This is a genomic window from Amycolatopsis sp. lyj-23, from assembly GCF_046549135.1.
In the GTDB taxonomy this organism is placed as follows: Bacteria; Actinomycetota; Actinomycetes; order Mycobacteriales; family Pseudonocardiaceae; genus Amycolatopsis.
In genome coordinates this window covers 250,459-276,712 of record NZ_JAJPWN010000009.1, presented here as the reverse complement: position 1 = coordinate 276,712, position 26,254 = coordinate 250,459, and the positions used below count along the sequence as shown (strand labels likewise).

22 protein-coding genes and 2 pseudogenes are annotated in these 26,254 nt (G+C 71.9%); 8 read left to right on the top strand and 16 right to left on the bottom strand.

Annotated elements, in window-relative coordinates; genetic code table 11:
• Window positions 1–9 precede the first annotated feature (9 nt).
• Genes ACLJPY_RS23915 through ACLJPY_RS23890 form a run of 6 tightly spaced genes read right to left on the bottom strand, consistent with a single transcriptional unit; the run spans window position 10 to window position 6,529 of the window.
• Complete coding sequence (locus ACLJPY_RS23915) at window positions 10–1,023, bottom strand: ABC transporter permease (RefSeq protein WP_410591621.1); 1,014 nt, start codon at window positions 1,021–1,023, stop codon at window positions 10–12.
• Window positions 1,020–2,543, bottom strand: coding sequence for a sugar ABC transporter ATP-binding protein (locus tag ACLJPY_RS23910; RefSeq protein ID WP_410591619.1), 1,524 nt, complete (start codon window positions 2,541–2,543; stop codon window positions 1,020–1,022). Before ACLJPY_RS23910 ends, ACLJPY_RS23915 begins: the two co-directional genes overlap by 4 nt.
• Complete coding sequence (locus tag ACLJPY_RS23905; protein WP_410591617.1) at window positions 2,540–3,595, bottom strand: sugar ABC transporter substrate-binding protein; 1,056 nt, start codon at window positions 3,593–3,595, stop codon at window positions 2,540–2,542. The genes ACLJPY_RS23910 and ACLJPY_RS23905 overlap by 4 nt, the downstream gene beginning before the upstream one ends.
• Before the next feature lie 36 nt (window positions 3,596–3,631).
• Window positions 3,632–4,378, bottom strand: a complete 747-nt coding sequence (locus ACLJPY_RS23900; RefSeq protein ID WP_410591615.1) for an SDR family NAD(P)-dependent oxidoreductase — start codon at window positions 4,376–4,378, stop codon at window positions 3,632–3,634.
• Window positions 4,371–5,675 (bottom strand): enolase C-terminal domain-like protein, encoded by a 1,305-nt coding sequence (locus ACLJPY_RS23895; RefSeq protein ID WP_410591614.1) that lies wholly within the window; start codon window positions 5,673–5,675, stop codon window positions 4,371–4,373. Before ACLJPY_RS23895 ends, ACLJPY_RS23900 begins: the two co-directional genes overlap by 8 nt.
• Window positions 5,676–5,677: 2 nt before the next feature.
• Window positions 5,678–6,529 (bottom strand): fumarylacetoacetate hydrolase family protein, encoded by an 852-nt coding sequence (locus ACLJPY_RS23890; protein WP_410591612.1) that lies wholly within the window; start codon window positions 6,527–6,529, stop codon window positions 5,678–5,680.
• Between the two features lie 206 nt (window positions 6,530–6,735).
• Between ACLJPY_RS23890 and ACLJPY_RS23885 the strand changes: the two genes are divergently transcribed.
• Together ACLJPY_RS23885 and rnhA are read left to right on the top strand one after the other, a co-directional pair.
• Window positions 6,736–7,965, top strand: a complete 1,230-nt coding sequence (locus ACLJPY_RS23885; protein ID WP_410591611.1) for a multidrug effflux MFS transporter — start codon at window positions 6,736–6,738, stop codon at window positions 7,963–7,965.
• Window positions 7,966–8,078: 113 nt separating this feature from the next.
• Window positions 8,079–8,510, top strand: a pseudogene (rnhA, locus tag ACLJPY_RS23880) (ribonuclease HI); the annotation flags it as partial.
• A gap of 396 nt (window positions 8,511–8,906) precedes the next feature.
• Here the strand turns inward: rnhA and ACLJPY_RS23875 are convergent.
• The gene (locus tag ACLJPY_RS23875) at window positions 8,907–9,161 is read right to left on the bottom strand and encodes a hypothetical protein (RefSeq protein ID WP_410591610.1); all 255 of its coding nucleotides are present in this window, start codon (window positions 9,159–9,161) and stop codon (window positions 8,907–8,909) included.
• A gap of 54 nt (window positions 9,162–9,215) precedes the next feature.
• Between ACLJPY_RS23875 and ACLJPY_RS23870 the strand changes: the two genes are divergently transcribed.
• Window positions 9,216–9,959, top strand: a complete 744-nt coding sequence (locus ACLJPY_RS23870) for a MerR family transcriptional regulator (RefSeq protein WP_410591608.1) — start codon at window positions 9,216–9,218, stop codon at window positions 9,957–9,959.
• On the opposite strand, the gene ACLJPY_RS23865 is transcribed toward ACLJPY_RS23870, so the two are convergent.
• A complete protein-coding gene (locus ACLJPY_RS23865) occupies window positions 9,928–11,151 on the bottom strand; it encodes an NAD(P)/FAD-dependent oxidoreductase (protein ID WP_410591607.1) in 1,224 nt (407 codons plus the stop codon). The two genes, ACLJPY_RS23870 and ACLJPY_RS23865, sit on opposite strands and share 32 nt — an antisense overlap.
• A 205-nt stretch (window positions 11,152–11,356) precedes the next feature.
• Here ACLJPY_RS23865 and ACLJPY_RS23860 point away from each other — a divergent pair, with 205 nt between their 5' ends.
• The 3 genes from ACLJPY_RS23860 (at window position 11,357) to ACLJPY_RS23850 (ending at window position 15,688) form a co-directional block, all read left to right on the top strand.
• Window positions 11,357–11,569, top strand: a complete 213-nt coding sequence (locus tag ACLJPY_RS23860; protein WP_410591605.1) for a hypothetical protein — start codon at window positions 11,357–11,359, stop codon at window positions 11,567–11,569.
• Window positions 11,570–11,626: 57 nt separating this feature from the next.
• Entirely contained in the window at window positions 11,627–13,606 is a 1,980-nt protein-coding gene (locus ACLJPY_RS23855; RefSeq protein WP_410591604.1) for an SDR family oxidoreductase, read from the top strand.
• Between the two features lie 291 nt (window positions 13,607–13,897).
• Complete coding sequence (locus tag ACLJPY_RS23850; protein WP_410591602.1) at window positions 13,898–15,688, top strand: hypothetical protein; 1,791 nt, start codon at window positions 13,898–13,900, stop codon at window positions 15,686–15,688.
• Between the two features lie 2 nt (window positions 15,689–15,690).
• On the opposite strand, the gene ACLJPY_RS23845 is transcribed toward ACLJPY_RS23850, so the two are convergent.
• Together ACLJPY_RS23845 and ACLJPY_RS23840 are read right to left on the bottom strand one after the other, a co-directional pair.
• Window positions 15,691–16,824 carry an FAD-dependent oxidoreductase gene (locus ACLJPY_RS23845; RefSeq protein ID WP_410591600.1) on the bottom strand — a complete coding sequence of 378 codons (1,134 nt, stop codon included), beginning with the start codon at window positions 16,822–16,824 and terminating at the stop codon, window positions 15,691–15,693.
• Window positions 16,825–16,925: 101 nt separating this feature from the next.
• Entirely contained in the window at window positions 16,926–18,248 is a 1,323-nt protein-coding gene (locus ACLJPY_RS23840) for a PLP-dependent aminotransferase family protein (protein WP_410591598.1), read from the bottom strand.
• Between the two features lie 69 nt (window positions 18,249–18,317).
• Here ACLJPY_RS23840 and ACLJPY_RS23835 point away from each other — a divergent pair, with 69 nt between their 5' ends.
• Window positions 18,318–18,974 (top strand): O-methyltransferase, encoded by a 657-nt coding sequence (locus tag ACLJPY_RS23835; RefSeq protein WP_410591596.1) that lies wholly within the window; start codon window positions 18,318–18,320, stop codon window positions 18,972–18,974.
• 250 nt (window positions 18,975–19,224) lie between these two features.
• Here the strand turns inward: ACLJPY_RS23835 and ACLJPY_RS23830 are convergent.
• Window positions 19,225–21,053 (bottom strand): annotated as a pseudogene (locus tag ACLJPY_RS23830) (transglycosylase domain-containing protein).
• A 67-nt stretch (window positions 21,054–21,120) separates the two neighbouring features.
• On the bottom strand, window positions 21,121–21,840 hold the full coding sequence (locus ACLJPY_RS23825) for a FadR/GntR family transcriptional regulator (RefSeq protein WP_410591594.1): 720 nt from the start codon (window positions 21,838–21,840) through the stop codon (window positions 21,121–21,123).
• Between the two features lie 110 nt (window positions 21,841–21,950).
• Between ACLJPY_RS23825 and ACLJPY_RS23820 the strand changes: the two genes are divergently transcribed.
• A complete protein-coding gene (locus ACLJPY_RS23820) occupies window positions 21,951–22,181 on the top strand; it encodes a hypothetical protein (RefSeq protein WP_410591593.1) in 231 nt (76 codons plus the stop codon).
• Between the two features lie 37 nt (window positions 22,182–22,218).
• On the opposite strand, the gene ACLJPY_RS23815 is transcribed toward ACLJPY_RS23820, so the two are convergent.
• The 4 genes from ACLJPY_RS23815 to gcvH are packed head-to-tail and all read right to left on the bottom strand — an operon-like array spanning window position 22,219 to window position 26,250.
• The gene (locus tag ACLJPY_RS23815) at window positions 22,219–23,586 is read right to left on the bottom strand and encodes an L-serine ammonia-lyase (RefSeq protein ID WP_410591592.1); all 1,368 of its coding nucleotides are present in this window, start codon (window positions 23,584–23,586) and stop codon (window positions 22,219–22,221) included.
• A 14-nt stretch (window positions 23,587–23,600) separates the two neighbouring features.
• On the bottom strand, window positions 23,601–24,602 hold the full coding sequence (gene lipA / locus ACLJPY_RS23810) for a lipoyl synthase (RefSeq protein ID WP_410591591.1): 1,002 nt from the start codon (window positions 24,600–24,602) through the stop codon (window positions 23,601–23,603).
• Window positions 24,599–25,873: a serine hydroxymethyltransferase gene (glyA, locus tag ACLJPY_RS23805; RefSeq protein WP_410591589.1), complete on the bottom strand. Its 1,275-nt coding sequence runs from the start codon at window positions 25,871–25,873 to the stop codon at window positions 24,599–24,601. Before glyA ends, lipA begins: the two co-directional genes overlap by 4 nt.
• A complete protein-coding gene (gene gcvH / locus ACLJPY_RS23800) occupies window positions 25,873–26,250 on the bottom strand; it encodes a glycine cleavage system protein GcvH (protein ID WP_410591587.1) in 378 nt (125 codons plus the stop codon). Before gcvH ends, glyA begins: the two co-directional genes overlap by 1 nt.
• Window positions 26,251–26,254 lie beyond the last annotated feature (4 nt).

Sequence of the window (26,254 nt, the reverse complement as noted above, 5' to 3'; positions counted from 1 at the left end):
GGGCGAGCGTCAGGTCTGGGGCTTTCCGCCCGCGTACCGGGCGATGATGAGCGCGATCAGGATGATGGCGCCGTAGATGGCGCCCTGCCACTCCGCCGTGACGTGCGCGTAGTTGAGCAGGCTCGACACCGAAGACAGCAGCAGGACGCCGGTGAGGGCCCCGACCAGGGTGCCCTTGCCGCCGTCGAGCGAGACGCCGCCGATCACCGCCGCCGCGAACACCTGCAGGATCATGCCGGATCCCTGGTTCGCGCCCAAGGCCCCGACGTAACCGGTGTAGGCGAGGCCGCCGATCGCCGCGAGGACCCCGGCGACGACGAACACCGCCCACGCGATCCGGTCGACGCGCACGCCGGCCGCCCGCGCGGCCTGGCGGTTGCCGCCGATCGCGTACAGCGCGCGGCCGACGCGGTGGTAGCGCAGCACCCAGCCCGCCACGGCGAACAGCAGCGCCGCCAGCCACACCGACATCGGCAGACCGGCGAACGTCGTCGTCGCCAGGTTCGTGAACGAGTCGGGCAGGTTGAACAGCGTCTTGCCCTTCGTCGAGCCGACCTGGACACCGCGCAGCACTGTGAGCATCGCCAGCGTCACGATGAAGGCGTTCAGCTTCAGCTTCACGATCAGGAAGCCGTTGACGAACCCGACCAGCGCCCCGCACAGCGGGATCACCAGCAGCCCGATCGCGGCGGGCAGCTCGACACCGAAGCCGGCCGACGCCGCGGGGATCACGACCATCGCGCCGAGCGCGGGAGCCAGGCCCATCGTCGATTCCAGCGACAGGTCGAACTTCCCGGTGATCAGCACCAGCGACTCACCCAGCACGACCAGCGACAGCGCGGCCGACGCGGTCAGGATGCTGACGATGTTGCTCCAGCCGACGAACGTGTCGTCGACCAGGCCGCCGATGACGAACACGACGACGAGGGCGGGCAGCAGCGCGAGTTCGCGCAGCCACACGGCTTTCCGGCGCCGGGGTGGGGCCGGCAGCGAAGTCTGCGGGGAGGTCATCACTTCGGTCACGAAAGCTCGACTCCTTCGATGTCGGCCACGAGGTCGCCGTCGGACCACCCGGCCTGGTGTTCGGCGACGACGGCCCCGGCGCGCAGCACCAGGACCCGGTCGCTCAGGCGCAGGTCGTCGAGCTCGTCGCTGACGATCAGCACCGCCTTGCCTTCGGCGCGCACCCGGTCGACGACCGCGAGCAGCGCCTCCTTCGACTTCACGTCCACGCCGGCCGTCGGGTTGATCAGCACGACCACCCGCGGGTCGCTCAGCAACGCCCGGGCCAGCACGACTTTCTGCTGGTTACCGCCCGAGAGGTCCGCCACCGGCTGCTCCGCGCCCGCGGCCACGATGTCGTAGTCCTTCAGGGCCTGCGACGCCTTCGCGTGCCTGGTGGCAGGCGACGCGATGCCGCCGCGGCCCAGCTTGTCCAGGATCGACATCGTGGCGTTGTCGGCGATCGAGTGGTCCAGGACCAGGCCTTCGTGGTGCCGGTCGCGGGGCACGCAGCCGATGCCGGCCCGCAGCGCCGCCGGGATGTCCCCGGGCCGCAACGGCGTGCCGTCGACCCGGATCGCGCCCGCCGACGGCGTCCGCAGGCCGTAGACCGTCTCGGCCACCTGGTGCTTGCCGCTGGCGTTGCTGCCCGCGAGCCCGACGACCTCGCCGCGGCGGAGCCGGAAGGAGACGTCCCGGAAGCCGTCGCCGGACAATCCTTCCACCGCAAGGATCTCGGCGGCGTCCGCTTCGAGAGCCTCGCGCGAAGCGGCGTCGCGGACGGAAAGGCCGCCCGGCTCGCCGGTCATCGCGTCGACCAGTTCCGCGCGGCCGACCTCGGCGACCGGCGCGGTGAGCACGTGCTTCGCGTCGCGCAGCACGGTCACCGCCTGACACACCTCGTACACCTCGTGCAGGTGGTGCGAGATGAACAGGAACGTCACCCCGCCCGCCTGCATCTGGCGCATCCGGTCGAAGAGCCGCTCGATGGCCTGGCTGTCCAGCTGCGCGGTCGGTTCGTCGAGCACGATGAACCGGGCGCCGTAGGACAGCGCGCGGGCGATCTCGACGAACTGCCGGTCCTCGACCGACAGGTCACCGGCCGCGGTGTCGACGTCGACGTGCACGTCCCACGAGTCGAGCAGGTCGCGCGCCTTGCGGCGCAACGACTTCCAGCCGATCGCGAACCCGCCGCCCGCCTGCCGGTTCAGGAACAGGTTCTCGGCCACGGTGAGCTGCGGGACCACCATCGCGTGCTGGTACACGCAGGCCACGCGGGCCTTCCAGTCGTCCTGGCGGGTCAGGGGCGGGGCCGGCTCGCCGCCGAACTCGACGTGCCCGGTGTCCGTGGCGGACAGGCCGGTGAGGATGGAGACGAGCGTCGACTTGCCGGCCCCGTTGCGCCCGACGAGCGCGTGCGACTCGCCGGGGTGCACGGTGAGGCTGACGTCGTGCAGCGCCACGGTCGGGCCGTAGCGCTTCCCGACACCGTGCGCGCTGACCACTCCGGCGGCGGTTTCGCCGGCGGGCAGCGCGGTCACAGGTTGTTCCCCCAGAGGGCCTTGTCGTCCACGTTGGCCTTGGTGATGACCGGCGCGGGCAGCTGGTCCTCGAGGATGCCGGGGCTGATCTCGACGATGGTGCTGTCGTGGTCGGTCGGGCCCGGCTTGAACGTCTCGCCCGCCATGGCCTTCTTCAGCCAGTACAAGCCGTACTTCGCGTACGCGTCGGCCGGCTGGGACACGGTGGCGTCCAGTTCGCCGGCGCGGATCGCGGCCAGTTCCTGCGGGATGCCGTCGTTGGAGACGAGCACGATGTGCTTCGGGTCCCCGACCGGGAAGAACAGGTTCTTGCGCTTGAGGGCCTGCTCGGTCGGGGCCAGGTAGACGCCGCCGGCCTGCATGTAGACGCCCTTGATGTCCGGGTTCGCGGTCAGCATGCTGTCCAGCCCGGAGGACGCCTTGTCGGCCTTCCACTCGGCCGGGATCTCCAGCACCTGGATGCCCGGGTACTTCGACTTCATGCAGTCGCGGAAGGCTTCCGAGCGGTCGCGGCCGTTGACCGAGGCGAGGTCGCCCATGATCTGCACGACCTTGCCGGACTTGACCTTCTCGCCGATCGCGTCGCACGCTTTCGTGCCGTAGGCCTTGTTGTCGGCCCGCACGACCATGGCGACCTTGCCGCTCTCGGGGGCGACGTCGACCGCGACGACCGGCACGCCCTTGTTCTCCGCCTGCTTGAGCCCGGCGACGATCGCGGCGGAGTCCAGCGGCGTCACGACCAGGCCCTTGACGCCCTGGTTGAGGAAGGTGCCGATGTCGGTGATCAGCTTGGCCGGGTCGCTGTCGGCGTTGACCGTCGGGAGGACGTCGACACCTTCCTGCTGGGCCATCTTCGGCACGTAGTTGTTGTAGGCCTGCCAGAACGGCGAGGTCAGCAGGGGCAGCGTCGCGCCCACTTTGCCGCCCGCGCCGCCTCCCGCCGCGGGCGCCGACGCATTGTCCTTGGTGGACCCGCAGGCGGCCAGTACCAGGCCGCAGGCGGCGACCGCGGCCACCTTGATCGCCCTCTTACCGAACGGCACAGTGCGCACAGCATCCTCCTTGATGACGGCGGGGAATCAAGTCTTCTAGTCGTGGTGCACGGGGCCGCGAGGACGCAGGCCGTACATGCCGCCGTCGACCGCGAGGGCAGTGCCGGTGGTCGACGCGGAAAGCGGGCTGGCGAGGTAGACGACGGCGTTCGCGACCTCGCCGGCGGTCACCAGCCGGCCCATCGGCTGGCGCGCGGCCAGCGCCGCGCGTTCGGCCGCCGGGTCGTCGGCGGTGTCGAGGAGCCGGCCGACCCACGGCGTGTCCGCCGTGCCCGGGCACACGCAGTTGACGCGGATGCGGTCGGGCAGGTGGTCGGTCGCCATGGCCAGGGTCAGCGAGAGCACGGCGCCCTTGCTGGCCGAGTAGAGCGCGCGGTTGGGCAGGCCGGCCCAGGCCGCGATGGAGCACGTGTTGACGATCGCCGCGGACGGCGAGTTCTTCAGGTGCGGCAGCGCGGCGCGGGCGACCCGGACCATGCCGACGACGTTGACGTCGAACACGCGGTGCCACTCGTCGTCGTCGTTGGCCGTGACGTCGCCCTGAGCACCGATCCCGGCGTTGTTGACGAGGACGTCGAGGCGCCCGAAGCGTTCCACGACCGCGTCGATCGCTTCGCGCACTTCCTGATCAGAGGAGACGTCGCAGCGGAAACCGTCGTCGCCGGGCTTCAGGTCCAGGATCGCCACCTGCGCGCCGCGCTCGGCCAGCAGGTCCGCGGTGGCCTTGCCGATGCCCGAGGCGCCTCCGGTGACGGCGGCCACCAGGCCCTCGAATTCACTCACTGGCGGTCTCCGTCCACTCGGGACCGTCCGGGAACCGGAACCGGCGCAGCGTGGCGTCGTGCATGCGCGCGGAGAACCCGGGTGCGGTCGGGGCGAGGTACCGGCCGCGCTCGACGACGGCCGGGTCGGTGAAGTGCTCGTGCAGGTGGTCGACCCACTCGATCGAGCGGTCCGCGTCGGTGCCGGACACCGCCACGAAGTCGAACATCGACAGGTGCCGGACGAGCTCGCAGAGCCCGACCCCGCCGGCGTGCGGGCACACCGGGACGCCGAACTTGGCCGCCAGCAGCAGGATGGCGAGGTTCTCGTTGAACCCGCCGACGCGGGCGGCGTCCAGCTGCAGCACGGAGATCGCGTCCGCCTGCAGCAGCTGCTTGAAGACCACGCGGTTCTGGACGTGCTCGCCGGTGGCGACGCGGATCGGCGCAAGCGCTTTCGCGATGGCGGCGTGGCCCAGAATGTCGTCCGGGGAGGTGGGTTCCTCGATCCAGTACGGGTCGTAGGGCGCCAGCGCCGTCATCCAGGTGACCGCGGCCGAGACGTCCCAGCGCTGGTTGGCGTCGACGGCGATCCGGACGCCGGTGCCGACGGTCTCGCGGGCGAGTTTCATCCGCCGGACGTCGTCCTCGAGGTTGCCGCCGACCTTGAGCTTGATCATCCCGAAGCCGTCGGCGACGGCCTGCTCGGCCAGCCGCACGAGCTTGGCGTCCGCGTACCCCAGCCAACCGGGTGAAGTGCTGTAGGCGCGGTAGCCGTTCGCCTGGAGTTGTTTCTCCCGTTCCGCGCGGCCGGGTTCCGCGCGCCGCAGGATGTCCAGGGCCTCGGCTTCGGTGAGCGCGTCGGTGAGGTACCGGAAGTCCACCAGCGACACGAGTTCTTCGGGCGTCATCCGCGCGGCGAACCGCCAGACCGGCAGGCCGGCGCGGCGCGCGGCGAGGTCCCACGCCGCGTTGACCACCGCCCCGACGGCCATGTGCGCGACGCCTTTTTCCGGGCCCAGCCAGCGGAACTGAGAGTCGCCGACGAGCGTGCGCGAAAGCTCGCCCAGCGCGGCCGCGTCCTCCGGGACGTCCCGGCCGACGACGTGCGGGGCGAGCGCGCGGATCGCGGCGGCCTGGACGTCGTTGCCGCGGCCGATGGTGAACGCGAGGCCGTAGCCGTCCGGGCCGCCGTCGGCGTGCAGCACGACGTACGCGGCCGAGTAGTCGGGATCGGGGTTCATCGCGTCCGAGCCGTCCAGCTCCCGCGAGGTCGGGAACCGGACGTCGAGGACCTCCATGCCGATGATCTTCGCCATGGTCAGGCCTGCCTCGCGGTCTGGCGCTGCCGGCCGAGGCCGTCGATCTCGAGCTCGACCACGTCACCGTCGCGCAGGTAGGGCTTGGGGTCGGGCTGCCCGAGCGCGACGCCTTCCGGCGTGCCGGTGTTGATCAGGTCGCCGGGCCGCAGCACCATCACCTGGGACAGGTGGTGGACGATCTCGGCGACGCTGAAGATCATGTCCTTGGTCGAGGAGTCCTGCTTCTTCTCGCCGTTGACCCACAGCCGCAGGCCGAGGTCCTGCGGGTCGGCCACCTCGCTCGCGGGGACCAGCGCGGGGCCGAGCGGGTTGAAGTTCTCACACGACTTGCCCTTGTCCCACTGGCCGGTGCGGAACTGCAGCTCGCGTTCGGAAACGTCGTTCGAGACGACGTACCCGGCGACGTACTCGAGGGCTTCGCCGACGGTTTCGAGGTAGCGGGCGGTCTTGCCGATGACGACGCCGAGCTCGACCTCCCAGTCGGTGCTGACCGACCCGCGCGGGATGAGGACGTCGTCGGCCGGCCCGACCACGACGTCCGGCGCCTTCATGAACACGACCGGCTCGGTGGGCGGGGTCGCGCCGGTCTCCTCGGCGTGGCGGCGGTAGTTCATGCCGATGCAGACGACCTTGCCGGGCCGGGCGATCGGCGCGCCGACGCGCAGGCCCTCGACCTCGGCGGCCGGCAGCTGCCCGGCGGCGAGCGCGGCGGCGGTCCGCGCGATCCCGTCCGCGGCGAGGAAGCCGCCGTCGACGTCGGCGGTCAGGCCGCCCAGCTCGTAGGTCGTGCCGTCGCCGTCCCGCACGAACGGCCGTTCGCTTCCCGGCTCCCCGAGGCGCACCAGCTGCACGGATATTCCCTTCACCTACACCGACCAGACATCCGATGTATATCGCAGTCGTGACCGCTGATCCAGAGTCGTCGCCGAAAAGGTGGCAAAATTGATCGGATCAGTGTCGCTGCATGGTCGGGCGACCACGGCGTGTCACCGGTCACAGCCGGAATAGCACCGGCGACCGCCCCGCTGGTCTGGGGTGAGGGAGCGAAAGGACGCGCATGACCACCACGGCGGAACCTACCGCGCCGAGCCGGCGGGCGCAGCTGAAGTTCGTCCTGGTCCTGGGCGGCCTCACGGCGTTCGGGCCGCTGTCGATCGACATGTACTTGCCGGCGCTGCCGCGGATGGCGGCCGACCTGCACGCGGCGGACAGCACGGTGCAGCTGACGCTCAGCGCGTTCATCGTCGGGCTCGCCCTGGGCCAGCTGGTGCTCGGGCCGCTGTCGGACGCCGTCGGCCGCCGCCGCCCGCTGCTGGCCGGTCTGGTGCTGTACGTCGTGGGCTCGGTGCTGTGCGCGGTGAGCCCGGACGCGTGGCTGCTGGTCGCGGCGCGGTTCGTGCAGTCGCTCGGGGCTGCCGCGGGGATCGTGATCGCGCGCGCCACCGTGCGGGACCTGTTCTCCGGGACCGCGATGACGAAGTTCTTCTCGACGTTGATGCTGGTCAGCGGCCTGGCTCCGATCCTGGCCCCGCTGATCGGCGGCCAGCTGCTCACCTGGACGTCGTGGCGTGGGGTGTTCGTCGTGCTGACGGCGTTCGGCGCGCTGCTGCTGGCCGTGGTCGTGTTCTTCCTGCCGGAACCGTCCCCGGTGCGGTCCCCGCTGCGGCTCGGCCGCGTGCTGCGGACCTACGGGCGGCTGGCGCTGGACCGTTCGTTCGCCGGGTACGCGCTGGCGGCGGGGCTGCTGTTCGCGTCGATGTTCGCCTACATCTCGGGTTCGTCGTTCGCGCTGCAGGGCGTGTACGGCCTCAGCCCGCAGGCCTACAGCGTGGTGTTCGGCGCGAACGGTGTCGGGATCGTGCTGGCGGGCCAGCTCAACGGGCGGCTGGTGGGCCGGGTCCGCGAGCGCACGCTGCTGTTCGCCGGCTTGCTCCTCGGCGTGACCGGCGGCGCCGCGGTGCTGGCTTCGGCGCTCTTCCGGGCGCCGCTGGCACTGCTGCTGGTGTCGCTGTTCCTGCTCGTGTCGAGCATCGGCTTGGTGATGCCGAACGCGAGTTCGCTGGCCCTGGCGGCCCAGGCCCGCTCGGCCGGGGCCGCGTCGGCGTTGCTGGGCGTGCTGCAGTTCGCGGTGGGCGCGGTGGCGACCCCGCTGGTCGGGCTGGGCGGGCCGGGGACGGCGGTGCCGATGGCCGCGACCATGGCGGGGTTCGCGGCGCTGGCGCTGGTGGCCTACCTGGCCCTGACGCGCCGAAGCCAAGGGGTTGCGGAGCCACTCGAAGCGGCTTAGGCAACTGACGGCATCGGCCGCGAGCCTGGTCCGCGGAAACGTCCCGCTGCGTCGATTTCACTCGATAAGGTGATGCCGTGGTCGATAGCGGCGAGACGGAGCGATCAGCGCGGATTGTGGAGATCTACACGGACGGCGCCTGCAGTCCCAATCCCGGCCCTGGCGGCTGGGGCGCTGTGCTGCGTTACGGTGTCCACGAAAAGGAAATCCACGGCGGCGAGGCCACCGAAACCACCAACAACCGCATGGAATTGACCGCCCCGATCATGGCACTGGAAAGCCTCAAGCGCCCCATGGCGGTACGGCTCCACACCGACAGCGCCTACGTGTGCGACGGCATCACCAAGTGGTTGAGCAAGTGGCGGGACAACGGCTGGAAAACCTCCGGGAAGACTCCGGTCAAGAACGCAGACCTCTGGCAGCGCCTGGCTGCGGCCGCTGAGCGGCACGAGGTGGAATGGGTGTGGGTCAAGGGTCACGCCGGCCACCCGGAAAACGAACGCGCGGACCGACTGGCGGTCAGTGGACTCGAGGAAATCACCGGGACGACCGTCGTTCAGCCATCACGACGGACAATCCCGGCCCAGCACGCGAAGCGCCGCGAACGACCGGACCCCTTGACTGACAGGCGCTGCCGTGAGGTCACCCGCAAAGGTCTGCCATGCCCGAACAACGCACGCCCCTCCGGCCTGTGTCACCTGCACGATCCCGCTGTCCAGTGCGGGGCGTCGAAACGCGACGGTCGGCGATGCACCACCGCGACCGGCGGCGGATTGTGCCCGAAACACCAGCCGCAGTCGAGCACAGAACCCGGCCTCTTCTCCTGAAGCTGCAGGACAACTCGACGCGCTGACCCGCGAACACCTGACACCAGCGAGCCGGCTCCGCGACCATGGCGGCGCTGGCGCTGGTGGCCTACCTGGCCCTGACGCGGCCCGCGGTCACCGCCTGAGCAGGCGTTCCAGCTCCTCACCGGCCGGTTCGTGGCCGGCGTCGGCGATGCGCTGCAACTGCAGGAGGTCGCCCGCGGCCACCGCGCGCCGGGTGAGCAGTGCGCCGGCGTGGTCGCAGCCTTCGTCCAGCAGCTCGCTCAGCTCCTCGACGTCCCCGCGGGCGTCGGCGAGGTCGGCCAGGCGGTCGAGCGCGGTTTCGTTGCCCTCGTCCGCCAGCGCGCGCAGGGTCTCGTGGTCGGTCATGCCGTCAGGGTGCAACCTTGCCCCAGGGGCAAGGTCAAGTGCGAGGATGGCCGGGTGCTCACCATCGGACAGCTCGCCGGGTACGTCGGGGTGACGACCAAGGCGATCCGCGTCTACCACGCGAAGGGCCTGCTCCCCGAGCCCGAGCGCGACGCCTCGGGCTACCGCCGCTACCGCGCGGCCGACGCGGTCGAGCTGATCAAGATCCGCACGCTCGCCGAGGCCGGCGTCCCGCTGGCCCGCATCCGCGAACTCCGTTCCGGGGAAGAGCTCGCTCCGGCTCTGCGGCGGATCGACGAAGACCTCACCGCGCGGATCGACGCACTGCAGGCGACCCGCGAGCGCCTCCACCGGCTGGCGGCCGGCCGGTTGTCGCCCCTGCCGGACGAGGTGGTGACGCACCTCGCCGAGCTGCGCGGGCTCGGCTTCAGCCGGCGGTGGGTGACGCTGCAGAGCGACCTGTGGCTGCTGGTGTTCGCCACCCACCCGGAGACGGCCCACCGCAACTTCCGCGACCAGGCGGCGATGCTGACCGACCCGGCGCTGCTGGCCTTGGTCCTCGAGTACGACCGGGTGCACGACCTCGACCCGCACGACCCGCGCGTCGAGGCACTGGCCGCGAAGCTCGTCGCGGCCACCCGGGCGCGTTACGGCGCGCAACTGCCTTCGTACGACCAGGGTTCGGCGATCCCGGCACTGGTGCAGGGCGCGGTCAACGCGTCGTCCTCCGCTTGGCGGCGGCTCGACGCGCTGCTCCGCGAAGACCTCAGACCAGCGAAGCCAGCTCCGCCGTCTTGAGCTGCTCGGCCGTCACCTTCTGGTCGCCGTCGACCAGCGCGCCCAGTGCGTCGCCGTCGTCCCACGTGTTCACGTTCATCGCCGCCGCCACTTCGCCGTCGCGGAGCCAGAACGCCGTGAACTCGCGGGCCGCCAGGTCGCCGCGGACCACCAGTTCGTCCGCGGCCGGGTCCGCCAGGCCGCGGTACTCGCAGCCCAGGTCGTACTGGTCGGTGAAGAAGTACGGCGAGGCCAGGAACGGCTCGTTCGCCCCCAGCAGGTTCTGCGCCACGTGCGTGCCCTGGTCCTTCGCGTTCGCCCAGTGCTCGACGCGGATGCGGCGGTCGTAGCGCGGGTGGAAGTGGGCCGCGATGTCGCCGACCGCGTACACGTCCTCGGCCGAGGTGCGCAGGGCCGCGTCCACCGCCACGCCGCCGTTGTCCGACTGCTCCAGGCCCGCTTCCCGGGCCAGCTCGACCCTCGGGGCCGCGCCCACCGCGATCAGGACGACGTCCGCCGTGAGCTCGTCGCCGTTGCCGAGGCGGACGCCGCGGACGCCGTCCGGGCCGCCGGTGATCTCGGCGACCTGCTCGCCCAGGCGGTACTGCACGCCGTTCGCGACGTGGAGGTCGCGGAACACCCCGCCGATCGTCTCGCCGACCACGTTCGCCAGCGGAACCGGCACCGGGTCGACGACCGTCACCTCCGCGTTGTGCGTCCGGGCCGCCGCGGCCGCTTCGGAGCCGAGCCAGCCCGCACCGACGATCACCACGCGCTCCGCCGCCGTGAACGCCGACCGCAGTTTGAGCGCGTCGTCGAGGGTGCGCAGGGTGTACAGGCCGGGCAGGTCGCCGCCGGGGACCGGGAGCCGGCGCGGCTGCGAGCCGGTCGCCAGCACCAGCCGGTCGTAGCCGTGCTCGCCGCCCGCGTCGTCCACCACCAGCCGGGCGCCGAGCTCGATCCGGGTCGCCGTGACGCCGGCGCTGAAGCGGATGTCCTTCTCGGCGTAGAACTTCTCTTCGTGCACCCAGTCGGGTTCGTCGGCGTTGCCCAGCAGCACGCCCTTCGACAGCGCCGGCAACTCGTACGGGCGGCGCGGGTCCGAGCCCAGCAACAGGATCTCCCCGCTGTAACCGCGTTCTCGCACCGCGGCCGCCGCGGACGCCCCACCGAGGCCCGCACCGACGATGACGATCTTCCGCGGTTCCGACATCCATACCTCCCACGAGACGGCTGCTGAACCGGACGCTACTCCCGAACCGGCGGCGCCACGAGCGTGGGCTACGCCGAAAACCCGCGAAACGCAAGACAAAACCCACTAGTAGGCAGATCGGGTGAACCCGCGTCATAGCTCCCCCGGGGCCCGCTCCCACCCTCGCACGGAGCACGACCACGACAGGAGAGCGAGGGCGGCGGCCATGAGTCGGGGCGAGTGGTCGATCGGCTGCCGGGATCTGGCCGGCAGGCGCAGGGACGTGACGGTGTTCGTCAGCAACGACAAGGTGGTGCTGGTCGCGCCGCCGGGCGAAGCGGCGGTGCTCGGGCCGCTCGACGTCGGACGGCTGCGGGCCGCCCTGCGGGACGCCGTCGTCGCGACGGCGGACGAAGACACTCCGGACCAGCAACACTGACAACTACCGTTCCTACTTTCCGGTAGGTTAGAGTCGGTCCGACTGAAGGGACCGGCCATGACGACCTACTTCGTGACGGGCGCGACGGGCTTCATCGGAAAGCGCCTGGTCGCCCGGCTGCTGCGGCGGCCGGAGACGTCCGCCGTCCACGCACTGGTGCGGGAGACCTCCCGCGAGCGCCTGGCCACCGCGGCCCGCGAGTGGGCGGGAGCGGACAAGCTGCACGCGGTGGTCGGCGACCTCGCCGAACCCCGGCTCGGGGTCGACGCCGCGGACCTCCCCCACTTCGACCACGTCGTCCACCTCGGGGCGATCTACGACCTGACCGCCGGCGAGGAAGCCAACCGGCGCGCCAACGTCGAAGGCACCCGGCACCTGCTCGCCTTCGCCGCCGCGGCACGGGCCGGGCTGGTGCACCACGTCTCCTCGATCGCCGTCGCCGGGGACCACGCCGGGCGGTTCACCGAGGCCGACTTCGACCTCGGCCAGCGCTTCGGCTCGCCGTACCACGCGACGAAGTTCCAGGCCGAGAAGCTCGTCCGCGAGCAGTCCCTGCCCTTCCGCGTCTACCGGCCCTCGGCCGTCGTCGGCGATTCGCGCACCGGCGAGATGGACAAGGTCGACGGGCCCTACTACTTCCTCCCGGCCATCTCGCGGCTGGCCGCACTCCCCCGGCAGCTCCCGCTGGCCGCGCCCGACCTGGGCGCGACGAACCTGGTGCCGGTCGACTACGTCGTCGAGGCGATGGAGTACCTGATGCACGTGGAGGCGCCGTCGGGAACGACCTACCACCTCGCCGCCGCGCGCCCGCAGCCGCTGAACTCCGTCTACAACGCCTTCGCGCGCGCCGCGGGCGGGCCCGTCGTCAAGGCCGTGCTGCCCGCCGGGCCGTCGGGCGTCCTGCGGCGCGCGGGCGGCCGCCTGGCGCACGCGGCCGCCGCCGGGATCGACCGCGTGCCGGGCGGCCGGGGTGCGCGTGCGGCCGTCCTCGACGAGCTGGGCGTCCCCCTGGCCGTGCTGCCGCACCTGACCATGGACGTCGACTTCGACACCGCGCGCACCACGACGGCGCTGTTCGGCAGCGGCATCGAACTGCCCGAGCTGCGGGACTACGCGGCGCCGCTGTACCGGTACTGGCAGGCGCACCTCGATCCCGACCGCGCCCGCCGCACCCACGGCTTGGCCGGGCGGACGGTGCTGATCACCGGCGCGTCGTCCGGGATCGGCCGGGCGTCCGCGCTCGCCGTGGCGCGCAAAGGCGCGAAGGTCGTCCTCGTGGCCCGCCGCGCTTCCGAGCTGGAAGAGGTCCGAGCGGAAATCCTCGCGGCCGGCGGCACGGCCGCGGCGTACCCCTGCGACCTGACCGACGGCGACGCCGTCGACGCGCTGGTCAAGGACGTGCTCGGCGACCACGGCGCGGTGGACGTGCTGGTGAACAACGCCGGCCGCTCGATCCGGCGCTCGGTGGCGCTGTCCACGCAGCGGTTCCACGACTTCGAGCGCACGATGGCGATCAACTACTTCGGCCCGGTGCGGCTCATCCTCGGGTTCCTGCCGTCGATGGCCCAGCGCCGCTTCGGCCACGTCGTCAACGTGACGACCCAGGGCCTGCAGACCGACACCCCGCGCTTCTCGGCGTACTTGGCGTCCAAGGCGGCGCTGGAGGAGTTCGGGCTGACGGCCGGGCGCGAGACGCTGTCGGACGGTGTCACCTTCACGTCCGTGCGGATGCCGCTGGTGCGGACGCCGATGATCGCGCCGACCGGCTACCGCGGCCTCCCGTCCAGCAGCCCGGAACGCGCGGCGGCGCTGGTGGTGAAGGCGTGCGAGGAGCGGCCGGAGATCCTCAGCCTCCCCGAAGGCCGCGCGGCCGAACTGGCCGCGCTCGCCGCGCCGCGGGTCGCCCGCTTCGCCGCGCACCTGGCCTACCGGGCGATGCCGGAGTCCGCGCCCGAAGCCCGCGGCCTGCCCCGCCGGTCCGCGCCGGCGTCGGTCGCGGCGGCGGTGACCCGCCTCATCTGGCGCCGTCGTGCCTGATTTCCGCGAATTCCGCCGAAACGGTGGCACGCACGCGACGGTACTTCTACCCTCGCGCGAGTCCCGTACATCCGTACGGGCTTCGACTGGGGAGTACGAAATGCCGGATTGCAGAGCAGGACACCGCACCGCCGCGCGCGACGAAACGGCCGTGATCGGCACCGCGAGGCGCACCCACGGGTGACCCGGAGTGACCGCCACCTCGCCGACCATCGGGACCAGCGAGGTGGCGGTCACCCCGGCCGCTACCATCGCCTGCGGGTGTGATCGGGAGCGGAAGGCGGGCACGGCGTGGGCGTGGCGAGTCCGGCACAGGTCGCCACGGCACCACCGCCCGGCAGGCAGGCCCGGCCGCTGCTGCGCCGGAGCATCCACTTCGGCTGGGTGCTGCTGCTCGCGCTGGCCACCGAATTCCGCGTCGGCCGCTTCGGTTTCCACCCCACGGACCAGGGCTTCATCCTCGCCCAGGCGTGGCGCGTGCTGCACGGCGAAGTCCCGCACGCCGACATCATCTCCGCGCGCCCGCTGGGGTCCGCGGTGCTGCACGTCGCCGACTACGCGCTGCCGATGCCGCTGTTCTTCGGCTCCAGTTTCCTGTCCATGGTCGAAATCATCGTGGCGACGATCGCGTTCGCGACGCTGGTGACCCGGCGCCGGGTGCTCGAGTGGGGCCCGGGCATGACGGCGATGGTCGCGGCCGCGTCGCTGATCAACCTCAACGCCTTCCCGCTGATGGCCTGGCACACCGTCGACGGCATCGCGCTCACCGCGTGCGGCGCCTGGGCGCTCGACGCGGGCTTGGGCAGCGGCCGCGCGCTCGCCCGCCGCGGCGGGCTGGTGCTGCTGGGCTGCGCGGTCTTCGTCAAGCAGAGCTTCGCGCTGGCCGCGGTGATCGGCGTGCTGTGGCTGCTGCTGCACCCGGCGACGCGGGCGGGCGCGCTGCGCACCGCGAGCTGGTGGCGGCGGCTGGTCCTCGACCTCCTCGCCCTCGGCGCGCCCGGGCTGGTGTACGTGACGTGGGTGAGCCTCGGCGGCGGGTTCGCCGAGATGGTCGAGCAGCTCACCGGCGGCGTGCCCGCGTACGGCGAGCGGCTGCTCGGGCTGTGGCTCGACGACCCCGAGGTGCTGACCAGGGCTCCCGTGCGGGAGCTGAGCTTCTTCGCCGCGATCGCCGTGGTGCTGCTGGCCGTCCGGCTGCCCGGCGACCGGCTCGGTGCGGCCGGGCGGGTGGCGTCCTGGGTGCTGGTGCTCGCCGGGGCCACGGCGGTGGTCTGGACCGTCGTCGACGGCCGGTTCACCGGCTCCTCGCGCTGGGCCGACGTCCTGTGGTGGATCCTCGCCGTCAGCGTGCCGGTGTACGCGGCCGTCCGGCGGAAGGTGCCGTGGGCCGGGCTGCTCGTCCTCGCCACCGGGTTCATGACCAGCCTGTCCTGGGGCAACGACACCCCGACGCTGCTCACCGGCACGCTGGCGCTGACCGCGTTGCTGCTGCTGAGCCACCTGGTCCCGCCCCGGCCGCGGCTGGCCCGGCGCTGGGTCACCGCCACGGCCGGGCTGACGGCGGTCGCGGTCTGCGGCTGGGTCGTCGTCGCCCGCCACGACCAAGCGGGCTACTTCGACGTCGGCCACGACCGGCTCACCGAGGACCTCGGTGCGGTCACCCCGGCGATGGCCGGGATCCGCACGAACCCGTCGACGTTCACCTTCGTCCGCCAGATCCGCGACTGCCTGGACCGCTTCCCGGCGGCGCGGACGGCGATCCTGCCGGACAGCCCGTTCGCCTACCCGGCGTTCGGCCTCCGCAACCCGTTCCCGCTGGAGTGGCCGCTGCCGCTGGAGGTCGTCGGCAGCGCGCCCGGGCGCATGCTCGCGACGGCCGACCGGCTGAACCGCGAAGGCGGCTACCTGGTCCTGTTCGAGACGGACTCGTTCCGGATGCTCGCCACGGGCGGCCCGGTCCCGGAGTCGATCCCGGCGGACACGCCGGTGTTCGACTACCTCGGCCTGGAGAAGGCGATCCAGGCCCGGCTCACGGGCCGCGTCGTGACCTGCGGCAGCTTCGTGGGCAAGTACGCGCCCTGACTTCAGGACGTCTGCTCGCGGCCGTGCACCAGGTCGAACAGCGCCTGCGGCACCTCGCCGTCCCCGAAGAGGCTTTCGAGGAGCACGGCCTCGTCGACCGGGTTGGCGCTGCGGGTGAACATGGCCTCCTCGTACTGCGCGAGCGCGGCCTCGACGTCGCCGGGGTGCCCGGCGAGGGCCTGGCCGAGCTCGGCGCCGTCGAGCATGGCCAGGTTGGCGCCTTCGCCGTTCGGCGCGGCGAGGTGGGCGGCGTCGCCGACGAGGGTCACGCCCGGCACGCGGTCCCAGCGCAGCCCGATCGGGAGCGAGTGGTGCAGGCGCAGGACCGGGGCGGTGTCGGCGTCGGTGATCAGCGCGGTGAGCTCCGGGGCCCAGCCGTCGAACTCCGCCGCGATCCGGGCCGCGGCGGCGGCGGGGTCGGTGAAGTCGACGGCGGCGAACCAGTCGAGCGGACGGGTGAGCGCCACGTAGGCGTGCAGGGTGTCGCCGTTTTCCCGGTGGGCGTTGATCGCCTCGTCCGGCGTGCCGCCGTTGGCGGCCATCGAGCCGCCGCCGACGGCCTTCGCGGTGGCCGGGTGCCGGGTGTCGGCGTCGTAGAGGTAGGTCTCGACGAACGCCGTGCCCTCGTACTCCGGCACGGCGCCGGTGAGCAGCGGCCGGACCTTCGACCAGGCCCCGTCGGCACCCACCAGGAGGTCGGTGCCGACGGTGTGCCCGCCGGCGAAGGTGACCTCGTGACGGCCGTCGGGGAGCGTGCGGGCCGCGGTGGCCTTGTGTCCCCAGTGGACGGTGCCGGCCGGGAGCGCGTCGAGCAGCATCCGCCGCAGGTCGGCCCGCAGCACCTCCGGGCGGCCGCCGGTGCCGTCGTCGGTCTTCTCGAACAGGAGGGTGCCGGCGCGGTCGAGGATCCGCATCGACTGGCGGCCCTCGAGGACCAGGCCGCGGAACTCCGCCACCAGCTCCGCCGCCTCGACGGCGAGCTGCCCGTTGTAGTCGTGGATGTCGAGCATCCCGCCCTGCAGCCGCGCCTCCGGGGAGGCTTCGGCTTCGTAGACGTCGGCCGGGATGCCGTGGACGTGCAGGACGCGGGCGAGAGTCAGGCCGCCGAGGCCGGCGCCGACGATCGTGACGTGCATGGGTGCTCCTTCGGTTCGTTGCGACACCCGAAGGTTGGCGGCGGTCGCTGGCGGGCGGCGCACACGCCGCTGGTACGCGCTGGCAGCGGCTGGCACCGGGGTCAGTCGGCGGGCAGGTCGTCCGGGCTGCCGCTCGCCAGCCCCGCCAGGACGTCGAGCGCCGAGGCGAGCGTCGCCACCGGCGGAGCCGACACCGCGAGCCGGACCGCGTTCGGCGCGTGCCCCGGCAGCACCGCGAACGCCGCCGCCGGGGACAGCGCGATCCCGCGGCGGGCCGCCGCCGCGACGAACGTCTCGGCGCGCCAGGGTTCCGGCAGTGCCCACCAGCGGTGGTACGACGCCGGATCGCCGCGCAGGCCCGGCAGCTTCTCCGCCACCACCGACGCGCGCGCGGCCGCGTCACGGCGTTTCGCCGCTTCGATCTCCGCGAGGGTGCCCGTCACGATCCACTGCGTCGCCGCTTCGACGGCGAAGCGCGAAGCGGCCCAGGCGCCCGAACGCACCGACGACGCCAGCCGCGCGGTCCAGGCCGCCGGCGAGACGAGGAAGCCCGCCGTCAGACCGGGCGCGATCCGCTTGGACAGGCTGTCGACGAACACCGTGCGCTCCGGCGCGTACGCGGCGAACGGGCGGACGTCGTCGCGCAGGAACGTGTAGATGCCGTCTTCGACCACCGGCAGGTCCAGGCGGGCCACGACCTCGGCGAGTTCGGCGCGCCGCGGCGGCGGCATCGTCGTGCCGAGCGGGTTGTGCAGCGTCGGCTGGACGTAGAGCGCGCGCACCGGGCCGGCCGCGGCGAGCGCCGCCGGCACCAGCCCGGACTCGTCGGTTTCGATCGGCACGAGCTCGACGCCGAGCCGGGCCGCCAGGCCCTTCACCACCGGGTAGGTCAGCGATTCGACGGCGAGCCGCTCGCCGACCGGCACGAACGCGGCGATCGAGGCCGCGAGGGCCTGCCTGCCGTTGCCGGTGAACAGCACCGTCGCCGGGTCCGGCCGCCAGTCGCCGCGGGCGAGCAGCCCGGCCGCCGCCTCGCGGGCCGCTCGCGTGCCCGCGGCGCCGATCGGGTGCAGGGCCGCGGTCAGGACGTCGGCGCGCAGCAGCGGTTCCAGCGCGCGGGCCAGCCGCGCGGATTCCTCCGGCAGGACGGCGAAGTTGAGCTCGAGGTCGACGCGGGCGCCGCCGGGCTCGGCGAGCGCGGGTTCGGGCGGCGGTTTCGCCGCGCGGACGAACGTGCCCCGCCCGACCTCGCCGACGGCCAGGCCGCGCCGGACGAGCTCGCCGTAGACGCGGGCGGCGGTCGAGCCGGCGATGCCGCGCTGCCGCGCGAACCGGCGCTGGGGCGGCAGCCGGTCGCCGGGCCGGAGGCGGCCGGCGGCGATGTCGGCGGCGATGGCGTCCGCGACGACGCGGTAGTCGTCCATGCCTGCCCTTCCGCCGGAAACACCCGGCGGCCATGATCCCATCCGGGCTAGATTGGCTTCGGAGGTGCCATGAGCGACCAGAACTGGACCGAAGTCGACGACTACCTCACCACCGCGTTGCTCGCCCCCGACCCGGTGCTCGACGCGGCATCGGCCGACGCCGACGCCGCCGGGCTGCCGTCCATCGCGGTCGCACCCAACCAGGGCAAGCTGCTCAACCTGCTGGCCCGGCTCGCCGGCGCGCGCACGATCCTGGAGATCGGCACGCTCGGCGGGTACAGCACGATCTGGCTCGCCCGCGCCCTCCCGGCCGGCGGCAAGCTGGTGACCTGCGAGTACGACCCGAAGCACGCCGAAGTCGCGCGGGCCAACCTGACGCGCGCGGGCTTCGGCGAAGACGTCGTCGAAATCCGGGTCGGCGCGGCGCTCGACACGCTGCCGCAGCTGACCGGGCCGTTCGACTTCGTGTTCATCGACGCGGACAAGGTCAACCTCGCGAACTACGTCCGCGCCTCGCTGGAGCTGGCCCGCCCGGGCACGACGATCGTCGTCGACAACGTGGTCCGCCAGGGCCGGGTGACCGACGCGAGTCTGGACGACCCGAACATCCGCGGCGCGCGCGAGATGTTCGAGCTGCTGGCGGGCGAGGACCGCATCGACGCGACCGCGGTGCAGACGGTGGGCAGCAAGGGCCACGACGGGTTCGTGCTGGCCATCGTGCGGTGAGCCTGCAACGCAAGTCGGCCACGAAGGCGGCCGCGGCCGAGGCGGACTGACCGGGCTCGCGCAGATCCCCGCTACGTCAAGCGCCCCAAGGCGGCCTTCGGTGCGTCTCACGCACCGAAGGCCACAATGGGGCGCTTGTGGGGGGCCGGAGTCGCGGCGCTCAGCGCAGGTCCGCCCGGCACCGCGGCCGCCGCGCAACCGGTCGGCGGCAAAGCCCACGACCGCTTCGAACCGACCACCGTGCGGTGAGTCACCGCGGCCGCGCCGCCGCGGTGACCGTGCGCCAGATGTCGGCCGGGACGCCGTCGCCGGTCAGTTTGCGGCCGCTTGCGTCCTTGAGGCGCCGCTCGTCGTCGGAGCCGATCCAGACCGCCGTTGTCAGCTGCGGGGTGTAGCCGACCGCCCAGGCGTCCTGGTAGTCCGGGCTGTTGCCGTGTTCGGCTTCACCCGTGTGCAGCGCCGGTCCGCCGTCGCTGCGCAGGGCCGCGGTGACCTCGCCGGCCACGCGTCCGCTCTCGTCGCGAACGCCGGGGCCGAGGCGTCCGGGTGCGTCCAGACGACCGAGCCGCTTTCGTCGCGCACCCTGGCCACCAGGTGCGGGGTGGCGCGCCGGCCGTCGGCGGCGAACGTCCCGTAGGCGCCGGCGACGTCCAGCGGCCGCAGCGGGTACCGGCCGATCGCGATGCCCGCTCCGATGAGGAAGCCGTCCTTCTCGCGCAGGGTCGGCGTCCCGTCGACGGCGTCCGGGATGCCGGCCTGCCGCGCGGTGTCGCTCAGTGCGTCCGGGCCGAGTTTCTTCGCCAGCCCGACGAAGGCGCCTTCGGCGTGCTTCGCCAGCGCCGTCCGGAGGGTGCACCGCGGGCCGCAGTCGTCCGGGTACTGGAAGGTCTCGCCGAGGAAGCCGACCTTCGCCGGCGCCGGGATCGGCTGGTCCGGGCCGTAGCCGCGGCGCAGTGCCGCGGCGAACGTGAACGGCTGGAACGCGCTGCCGAGCGCGTGCGGGGTGCTCGCGTAGTCGCGGACGCCCTGGTCTCCGCCCTGGTAGGCGCGCACGGCCCCGGTCTTCGGGTCGAGGGCGACGACGGCGCCGCGCAGCTCCGGCGGCTCGCCCGACAGCCTGTCCCGCAAGGCGTTCCTGGCCGCGTCCTGCATGCCGCGGTCCAGGGTCGTCTCGACCGTCATGTTGCCCTGCTGGAGGCGCCCGAGCGGGAAGCCGTCCTGCTCCAGCTCGGCCAGGACCTGCTGCTTGACGTGGAACTGGTCGTAGGTGAGCCGGCCGGCGCGGGTCTCCGACGGCGGCTGGACCTCGCCGCCGGGGTAGGCCATCGGTTCGTCGCCCTTGACGTACCCGCGGCTGACGAGCTTGTCGCGGACGTACTGCCAGCGCCGCGTGGCGTGGAGGTCGCCGGAGGCTGCCGGGTCGTGCACCGACGGCGATTGGATCATCCCGGCGAGGAAAGCGGCTTCGCTCCAGGTGATCGAGCCGTCGAGCTGCTTGCCGAAGTAGGCGTTCATCGCCGCGGCGGGCCCGAACGTGCCGCGGCCGAAGGAGATGATGTTGACGTAGCTTTCGAAGATCTGTTCCTTGCTCTGCTCCTGGGTGATCTTCGTGGCCAGCACGAGCTCGGCGAACTTGCGCCCGATAGTGGCGTCTTCGTCGCCGGTGGACTTCTTGATGTACTGCTGGGTGATCCCGGACCCGCCGCCGACGCCGGTGAGGAACGCGCGGCCGATGCCGGTCGGGTCGAAGCCCTGGTTGTCCCAGAAGGTCGGGTCCTCGGTGGCGATGATGGCGTCCCGCAGCTTCGCGGGCACGCGGTCGTAGGGGACGAACGTCCGGTCGCCGTCGGCCGGGACCACCTTGAGCAGCTCGGAGCCGTCCGCGTACTGCAGGACGACGGTCTTGTCGAGCCCGGCCAGGACGTCCTGCGGGCTGCGGACGTCGAGCACGAGGTAGGCGACCCAGAAGGCGATCAGCGGGCCGCCGACGAGGACGCCGAGCGTCCGGCCCGCGATCCGCCGGGCGCGGCGCCACTTCGGTTTGCGGGGCTTCTCGTCTTCCTCGGTCACCAAGGTCACGAATGGATGACGGCCGGACGGGTGAAAAGGTTCGGCGTCGACTTGTTCGATTCTCGTGAAGACGAGTTCAGGAGAGGAACGCGCGAAGCAGCGACGCGGTGCCTTCGATGTGTTCCGCCATGGCCCGCCGCGCCGCGGGCGCGTCACCGGCCAGTATCGCGTCGACGATCGCCTCGTGCTGGGCGTTCGAGTGCTCGAGGTTGGGCGGCAGCAGCGGGATCCGGTCGAGCAGCTGGTTGACGCGGGTGCGGGCGTCGGCCATCGCCGTGGTCAGCGAACCGGACGCGGTCACCTCGGCGACGGCCAGGTGCAGCCGGGAGTCCTTGCGGCGGTAGTCGGCGAGGTCGGCGCCGGCGGCCTCGGCGAGCGTGCCGGTGAGGTGCTGCCGGTCGGCCGGGCTCAGCGACCGCGCGGCGGCCATCTCGGCGGCGCCGGTCTCGAGGACGTAGCGGAGGCTCAGCGCGTCTTCGAGCGCGACGGCGTCGACCTTGCCATCGGGTTCCGGCGGCCCGGGCAGGCTTTCGTTCACGAACGTGCCGCCGTACCGCCCTCGGCGTGACTCCACGTAACCGGCGTCGGAGAGCGCCCGGATCGCCTCGCGCAGCGTGACGCGGCTGACGCCGAGCCGTTCGGCGAGCTCCCGCTCGGACGGCAGCCGTTCCCCGGCGCCGACGACGCCCAGCCGGATCGCCTGCAGCAGCCGCTCGACGGTCTCCTCGAAGGCGTTGCCCGCGCGGACCGGCCGGAACAGCGCTTCGCCGGCATTCACCACCGGGGTCGACTCCATCCCGCGAGTTTAGGCCGCACCTTCGAAGTGGCTGCGTCCGGTCGCTGTCGGTGACACTGGCGTTCGCGGTGCGGAAAACCGGTGGAACCGGACGAGCACCGTGAGCGACGATGCAGGAGACGACACCGAACATCGACGCAGGGGGCGATCCGGTGCACTTCTTGATGGCCGAGGACCTGGTCCACGAGCGGGAGAACGAGCTGCGCCACGGCGTGCGCAACCGCCCGCCGGGCCGCGCGACGCCGAGCCGTCACCCGGGAACGCGCAAGCAGCAACTGGGCTGGCGCCTGGTCGAAGTCGGCTTGAAGCTGGCCGTGGAACCGGAGGACCGCCGGAACTGACCCCAGGGGCACTTTCACGTGAAAGTGCCCCCGGGAGTCAGCACTCGATGACGTTCACCGCCAGGCCGCCGCGGGCCGTTTCCTTGTACTTCACGCTCATGTCCGCGCCCGTCTCGCGCATCGTCTTGATCGCCTTGTCCAGGGTCACCACGTGGCTCCCGTCGCCGCGCATCGCCATCCGGGCCGCGTGGATCGCCTTCGAGGCGCCCACCGCGTTGCGCTCGATGCACGGGATCTGGACCAGACCGCCGACCGGGTCGCACGTCAGGCCCAGGTGGTGCTCCACGCCGATCTCCGCCGCGTTCTCCACCTGCGCCGGGGTCCCGCCGAGGACCTCCGTCAGGCCCGCCGCCGCCATCGCCGAGGCCGAACCGACCTCGCCCTGGCAGCCGACCTCCGCGCCGGAGATCGAGCCCGTCTGCTTGAGGATCGAGCCGATCGCGCCCGCCGTGAGCAGGAACGTCACGATCCCGTCGTCGGTCGAGTGCCGGATGAACCGCTGGTAGTAGTGCAGCACCGCCGGGATGATCCCGGCCGCGCCGTTGGTCGGGGCCGTCACCACGCGCCCGCCCGCCGCGTTCTCCTCGTTGACCGCCAGCGCGTACAGGCTCACCCAGTCCATCGCGTACAGCGGGTCGTCCGCGCCGTCCTCGGCCAGGAGCTTCTCGTGCAGTGCCTTCGCCCGCCGCGGGACCTTCAGCCCGCCCGGCAGGACGCCTTCGTGCGTGCAGCCGTTGCGGACGCACTCGGCCATGACGGCCCAGATCTCCAGCAGCCCGGCCCGGACCTCGTCACGCGACCGCCAGGCGAGCTCGTTCTGCAGCATGATCTCGCTGATCGGCAGCCCGGTCGCCGCGCAGTGCCCGAGGAGGTCCGCGCCGGTGCGGAACGGGTACGGCACCGGGGTCGCGTCCTCGACGAACACCGTGTCGGTCTCGTACGACTCGTCGCGGACGAACCCGCCGCCGACCGAGTAGTACGTGCGCTCACGCAGGAGTTCGCCGTCGGCGCCGAACGCGCGGAAGACCATGCCGTTCGGGTGCGCGGGCAGCGACTTGCGCCGGTGCATGGTGAGGTCGGTGTCCTCGTCGAACGCGATTTCGTGCGTGCCGGCCAGGCGCAGCCGGCCGGACTCGCGGATCTCCGCAATGCGACCGGGCACGGTGTCGGTGTCGATCTCTTCGGGGCGTTCACCGGACAGCCCGAGCAGGACGGCTTTGTCGCTGCCGTGGCCGAACCCGGTCGCGCCGAGGGAGCCGAACAGCTCCGCCTGGACGCGGGACACCGAGGCGAGGTCGTCGCCGAGTCCGTCCACAAAGGTCCGTGCCGCCCGCATCGGCCCGACGGTGTGGGAGCTCGACGGGCCGATGCCGATGGAAAACAGGTCGAAGACGCTGATCGCCATTGATCCGCCCCTTCCTATCGGGCCAGCAGCGAGCTGGCCTCTTGCGAAGCCGGGCCCTGGTCGGCGAGGTGGGCCAGGTTCTCCGGCAGCTCTTCGCCGCGGTGGGCCTTGGTCTGGGCGTAGAGGCGTCCCGCGCGGTAGGACGAACGCACCAACGGCCCCGCCATCACCCCCGCGAAACCCATCGCCTCCGCAGCCTTCGAGTGCTCCACGAACTCCTCCGGCTTCACCCACCGATCCACCGGATGATGCCGCGGCGACGGACGCAGATACTGCGTGATCGTCAAAATCTCGCAGCCCGCATCGACCAGATCCTGCATCGCCGGAGCGACCTCGTCCGGCGTCTCACCCATGCCCAGGATCAGGTTCGACTTCGTCACCAAACCGGCCTCACGCGCCTTCGTGATGACCTCCAACGACCGCGCATACCGGAACCCAGGACGAATCCGCTTGAAAATCCGCGGCACCGTCTCCACGTTGTGCGCCAAGACCTCCGGCCGCGACCCGAACACCTCAGCCAACTGCGCCGGATCCGCGTTGAAATCCGGAATCAGCAACTCCACCCCGGTACCAGGGTTCAACGCATGGATCTGACGCACAGTCTCCGCGTACAGCCACGCACCGCCATCGGGAAGGTCATCCCGGGCCACACCAGTGACCGTCGAATACCGCAGCCCCATGGCCTGCACCGACTCCGCGACCTTCCGCGGTTCCGTGCGATCGAGAGCAGCGGGCTTACCCGTGTCGATCTGACAGAAGTCACAACGCCGAGTGCACTGATCCCCACCGATCAAGAACGTGGCCTCACGGTCCTCCCAGCACTCATAAATGTTGGGGCAGCCCGCTTCTTCGCACACGGTGTGCAGACCCTCGCGGCGCACCAGACCCTTGAGCTCGGTGAACTCCGGACCCATCCGCACCCGCGTCTTGATCCACGACGGCTTCTTCTCGATCGGCGTCTCACTGTTGCGAACCTCGAGACGCAACAGCTTCCGGCCCTCGGGCGACGCGCTCATCGCGAAAGGTCCGCGTACAGCGGGTGCTTCTTCGCCAGGCTCTCCACCCGGCCGCGGAGCTGAGACCGCACGGCGTCGTCGAAGTCCGGCTTCAGCGCTTCGGCGATGATGTCGGCGACCTCGGTGAAGTCCTCGGTCTGGAAGCCGCGGGTGGCCAGCGCCGGGGTGCCGATGCGCAGGCCGGAGGTGATCATCGGCGGGCGCGGGTCGAACGGGACGGCGTTGCGGTTGACCGTGATGCCGACCTCGTGCAGCCGGTCCTCGGCCTGTTGGCCGTCGAGCGCCGACTGGACCAGGTCGACCAGCACGAGGTGGACGTCGGTGCCACCGGTCAGCACCCGGACCCCGGCGTCCGCGCAGTCGGCTTGCGAGAGGCGCGAAGCCAGGATGCGCGAGCCTTCGAGGGTGCGCTGCTGGCGCTCCTTGAACTCCTCGCTCGCGGCGATCTTCAGCGCGACGGCCTTGGCCGCGATGACGTGTTCGAGCGGGCCGCCCTGCTGGCCGGGGAACACCGCCGAGTTGATCTTCTTCGCCAGTTCCTCGCGGCACAGGATCAGGCCGCCGCGGGGGCCGCCGAGGGTCTTGTGCGTGGTCGTGGTGACGATGTCGGCGTGCGGCACCGGCGACGGGTGCAGCCCGGCGGCGACCAGCCCGGCGAAGTGCGCCATGTCCACCATCAGCTTCGCGCCGACCCGGTCGGCGATCCGGCGGAACTCGGCGAAGTCGAGCTGACGCGGGTAGGCGGACCAGCCGGCGATGATCAGCTTCGGCTCGTGCTCGACGGCCAGGCGCTCGATCTCCGCCAGGTCGACGATCCCGGTCTCCTTGTCGACGTGGTAGGCGACGACGTTGTAGAGCTTGCCCGAGAAGTTGATCTTCATCCCGTGCGTCAGGTGCCCGCCGTGGGCCAGGTCGAGGCCGAGGATCGTGTCGCCCGGCTTGAGCACGGCGAACATCGCGGCCGCGTTGGCCTGCGCGCCCGAGTGCGGCTGGACGTTGGCGTGCTCGGCGCCGAAGAGGGCCTTCGCGCGGTCGATGGCGAGCTGCTCGACGACGTCGACGTGCTCGCAGCCGCCGTAGTAGCGGCGGCCCGGGTAGCCCTCGGCGTACTTGTTGGTCAGCACCGAGCCCTGCGCTTCGAGCACGCCCACCGGGGCGAAGTTCTCGGAGGCGATCATCTCCAGGGTCGACTGCTGGCGGGTGAGCTCGTCCGCGACGGCCGCGGCGACCTCGGGGTCGACTTCGGACAGGGGCGCGTCGAAGGTCGTCATCAGTTCTCCTGGGTGTGCGCGGCGTACGCGGCGGCGTCGAGCAGGTCCGGCACGTCCCCGGTCAGACGCACCTTCAGGAGCCATCCTTCGGTGTAGGGGTCGGAGTTGATGACCTCGGGGGTGTCCGATGTGGTGCCGTTCACCTCGACCACCTCGCCGGAGACCGGCGCGTACAGCTCGCTGACCGACTTGGTCGACTCGACCTCGCCGAACACCTCGCCCGCGGTGATGGTGGCGCCCGCGTCGGGCAGCTGGACGAACACGATGTCACCGAGGGACTCGGCGGCGAAGGCGGTGATGCCGACGGTGGCGATGCCGTCCTCGACCTTCAGCCACTCGTGTTCCTTCGTGTACTGCAGGTTCTCGGGGATGCTCACAGGG

Coding starts and splice junctions, on each gene's coding strand:
- ACLJPY_RS23815 (WP_410591592.1), bottom strand. CDS start 23,586: ATGGCGATCAGCGTCTTCGACCTGTTTTCCATCGGCATCGGCCCGTCG.
- lipA (WP_410591591.1), bottom strand. CDS start 24,602: ATGAGCGCGTCGCCCGAGGGCCGGAAGCTGTTGCGTCTCGAGGTTCGC.
- ACLJPY_RS23845 (WP_410591600.1), bottom strand. CDS start 16,824: ATGCACGTCACGATCGTCGGCGCCGGCCTCGGCGGCCTGACTCTCGCC.
- ACLJPY_RS23840 (WP_410591598.1), bottom strand. CDS start 18,248: ATGGACGACTACCGCGTCGTCGCGGACGCCATCGCCGCCGACATCGCC.
- ACLJPY_RS23865 (WP_410591607.1), bottom strand. CDS start 11,151: ATGTCGGAACCGCGGAAGATCGTCATCGTCGGTGCGGGCCTCGGTGGG.
- ACLJPY_RS23875 (WP_410591610.1), bottom strand. CDS start 9,161: ATGACCGACCACGAGACCCTGCGCGCGCTGGCGGACGAGGGCAACGAA.
- ACLJPY_RS23895 (WP_410591614.1), bottom strand. CDS start 5,675: ATGGCGAAGATCATCGGCATGGAGGTCCTCGACGTCCGGTTCCCGACC.
- ACLJPY_RS23855 (WP_410591604.1), top strand. CDS start 11,627: ATGACGACCTACTTCGTGACGGGCGCGACGGGCTTCATCGGAAAGCGC.
- glyA (WP_410591589.1), bottom strand. CDS start 25,873: ATGACGACCTTCGACGCGCCCCTGTCCGAAGTCGACCCCGAGGTCGCC.
- ACLJPY_RS23885 (WP_410591611.1), top strand. CDS start 6,736: ATGACCACCACGGCGGAACCTACCGCGCCGAGCCGGCGGGCGCAGCTG.
- ACLJPY_RS23825 (WP_410591594.1), bottom strand. CDS start 21,840: ATGGAGTCGACCCCGGTGGTGAATGCCGGCGAAGCGCTGTTCCGGCCG.
- ACLJPY_RS23835 (WP_410591596.1), top strand. CDS start 18,318: ATGAGCGACCAGAACTGGACCGAAGTCGACGACTACCTCACCACCGCG.
- ACLJPY_RS23820 (WP_410591593.1), top strand. CDS start 21,951: ATGCAGGAGACGACACCGAACATCGACGCAGGGGGCGATCCGGTGCAC.
- ACLJPY_RS23860 (WP_410591605.1), top strand. CDS start 11,357: ATGAGTCGGGGCGAGTGGTCGATCGGCTGCCGGGATCTGGCCGGCAGG.